This is a genomic window from Mycobacterium gordonae (assembly GCF_001417955.2).
Taxonomy (GTDB): Bacteria; Actinomycetota; Actinomycetes; order Mycobacteriales; family Mycobacteriaceae; genus Mycobacterium; species Mycobacterium gordonae_B.
This window is the reverse complement of sequence record NZ_LKTM01000134.1, coordinates 1-2678: the sequence shown is the minus strand read 5'-3', so window position 1 is coordinate 2678 and position 2678 is coordinate 1. Positions and strand designations below refer to the sequence as shown.

Annotated in this window: 3 protein-coding genes; all 3 read left to right on the top strand. The window is 63.2% G+C overall.

Annotation, left to right across the window (positions count from 1 at the left end; all coding sequences use genetic code 11):
* The coding region (locus tag AO501_RS40200; RefSeq protein ID WP_156452524.1) for a helix-turn-helix domain-containing protein at window positions 1–230 on the top strand (230 nt) is incomplete at its 5' end.
* A 350-nt stretch (window positions 231–580) separates the two neighbouring features.
* The gene (locus AO501_RS12950) at window positions 581–2011 is read left to right on the top strand and encodes an ADP-ribosylglycohydrolase family protein (protein ID WP_055578115.1); all 1431 of its coding nucleotides are present in this window, start codon (window positions 581–583) and stop codon (window positions 2009–2011) included.
* 232 nt (window positions 2012–2243) lie between these two features.
* Window positions 2244–2678 (top strand): hypothetical protein (locus AO501_RS39235; RefSeq protein WP_231752471.1); only part of this gene is annotated, 435 nt, incomplete at its 3' end.

Sequence of the window (2678 nt, the reverse complement as noted above, 5' to 3'; positions counted from 1 at the left end):
GGGAGTCTCTCCATCCCCGCCCTCGGGTCACTAATTGTCAGGGGGCGGGTGCCTCAACCCAGGTTGGCAGAGAGGGGTTCGGGCGGCGGAGGAAGGTCGCGGACGCGACTCATTTGGCTACAGCGAGGCGGATGAGGGATGAGGGTCACACAGCGCGAGACGTAGCCAAGTACCTGGGTGTCAGCCGTGCGACCCTATACCGCTACCTCTCCGATGAGACTGCGGCGTAACGACAAATGACTCCTCCACGCGGGTCCCAGGCCCAGTACTACATCCTTCCCAAGGACGACCCGACGAGGGCCGTCAACATACTGCGGGCAGCTGCAGGTCTCGATCCTTTAGCCGCCAGCGACGACCCTGAGAAGGCGAACCTCCGGAGCATTTGCCCGCCCGGCGAGACGTAGACCCGTAGTAGCGGGACCGTCCGAAACGCCCAACCGGCCAGGCGTGCACCGTCGTACTGCCCCTAGCGGCCTAACACTCAGCACCTCCATCAGAGCTTCGGTCTCTTCCCACTGAAGGAACGGGACCCATCAACCCGAACTTGCCGATATGCCATTGGGCGAGAGGAGACTTCGCCATGAAACTGACCAACGCGCAACTTGACCGCGCCTGCGGTGCGCTGCTGGCTACCGCAGCCGGTGACGCACTCGGCGCACCGTATGAGTTCGGCCCACCACGCGGCCCAGAGTTAGAGGTCGCGATGGTGGGGGGTGGCGGCTTCGGCTGGGAACCGGGCGAGTGGACCGACGACACCTCGATGGCAATCGTCATCGCTGAAGTAGCCGCTTCCGATGTCGATCTGCGAGAGGAGCCAGCCCTCGACGCCATCGTCAAACGCTGGCATCAGTGGGCTCAACGAGCCAAAGACGTTGGGATTCAGACACGCTCAGTGCTCAGCCAAGCTGGCCAGGGCGGCATCACAGCGCTGAAAGCACGTGAAGAATCTGCACGGTTGCACAAGCTGACGGGCCGTACCGCCGGAAACGGGTCGCTGATGCGGACCGCACCCGTAGCACTAGCCTTCCTCCATGATGAGGACGCATTGGCTGAAGCTGCGCGCACCGTCAGCGAGCTGACCCACTACGACCCCGAGGCTGGTGATGCCTGCGTCCTGTGGTGCCTAGCCATCCGCAATGCCGTCCTCACCGGCGAGCTGAACGCCCGTATTGGTCTGCGGCACCTGGAAGTCGAGCGTCGGACCCTATGGGCGGGACGGATTTACCAGGCGGACTTGATGCATCCTGCCGAGTTCACCAACAACGGATGGGTGGCGCAAGCACTACAGGCTGCCTGGTCTGCGATCTCGACCACCCCTGTCCCGCAGGATGACCCGGCCAAGGGTATCTTCCGCGCTGACCACCTGCGACTGGCCCTCGATGCAGCGGTCCGGGGTGGCAACGACACAGATACCGTCGCCGCTATCGCTGGGGGCCTGCTCGGCGCAGCGTACGGAGCCTCTGCCGTGCCCGCTGACTGGCGACGACGGTTACATGGCTGGCCAGGAATGCAAGCACGTGAGCTCGTCAACGTAGCTACCCGGATCGTGCAGGGCGAACACACGTTTCGGGACGAGCCGTTCTGGATCACGCCAGTCCGGCATCCGCACGATAACGGGGTATGGCTGGGTGACCTCGCCGCGTTGCGGAACCCCCCGCCGGAGGTAGACACCATCGTGTCACTGTGCCGGGTCAACGACGGTGACCTGCCAGCAGACATAGAGCACGTTGACGTTCGGCTCGCTGATGACGTTGATCCGGAAGCCAACCCGAACCTGGACTTCGTCCTGACGGACGCTGCCCGGCTTCTTGAGCAGCTGCGCAGTGAGGGACGCACAGTGCTTCTGCACAGTGTGGCCTGCCAAAGCCGGGTACCGACGGTTGCGGCGCTCTACGGTGCACGCAGGCGGGGCATCAGTGGCGCACTTTCTCTGCAGCAGGTCGCTTCGGCTTTACGATGCGCAGGGCCGAACAACGCTTTCCGTGCGGCACTTGAACGATTGGCGCCATGACTTCCGGCAGCGCGATGCACACCGCCCTGCCCGGGGCACGCTGATATCTCGCAGCCACAAGTACCGTTGAGGCTCCGCACAATAGGGTTCGCGTCTCGTGCGTGGCCATATGTCCATCGCGTCGCGCAGCCCTCACGTGTAGCGCAATGCGAATCGCCCAGAAGACGACACCACCCGGGCCCTTCGCGGCACCTCAATGTCTCGATCCAACTGAATCACTACGATTTGCCGCGTGGTCCAGTGGTGGAACCGGAACGCTGCCTGGTTAGCAGCAGTGTTCGTAATCGTCGGCGTTGTGCTCGGCATGTTGGCTATTGCCCAAGCCATCGACCTGCATGCACGTGGTTGGCGCTGGGATCTGGGGACTGTTCCTGCGTGGGTAGGAGGAATCGGCTCTTTTGCAGCGTTCGGTGCGCTGTGGGTGGCTGCGCAGCAGTGGAGGCTTGGCCAGGCGGACCGCCGCCTGGCCGACGAGGAACGACGGGCATTGGCCGAAACCAGGGACGCTGAGCGGCAAGACCACCTAATTAGTCAAGCCAGGCTGATTGTTGTCGAATCGGTCAGACGTGAATCCCAACGACACAATCGGAGGTCGCGTCCTAAAGCCGGTGTAAAAGGGGCCGGGCGTAGGTTCTGCTTCGAGACCGCCAAGTCATCGAAGGAAAGG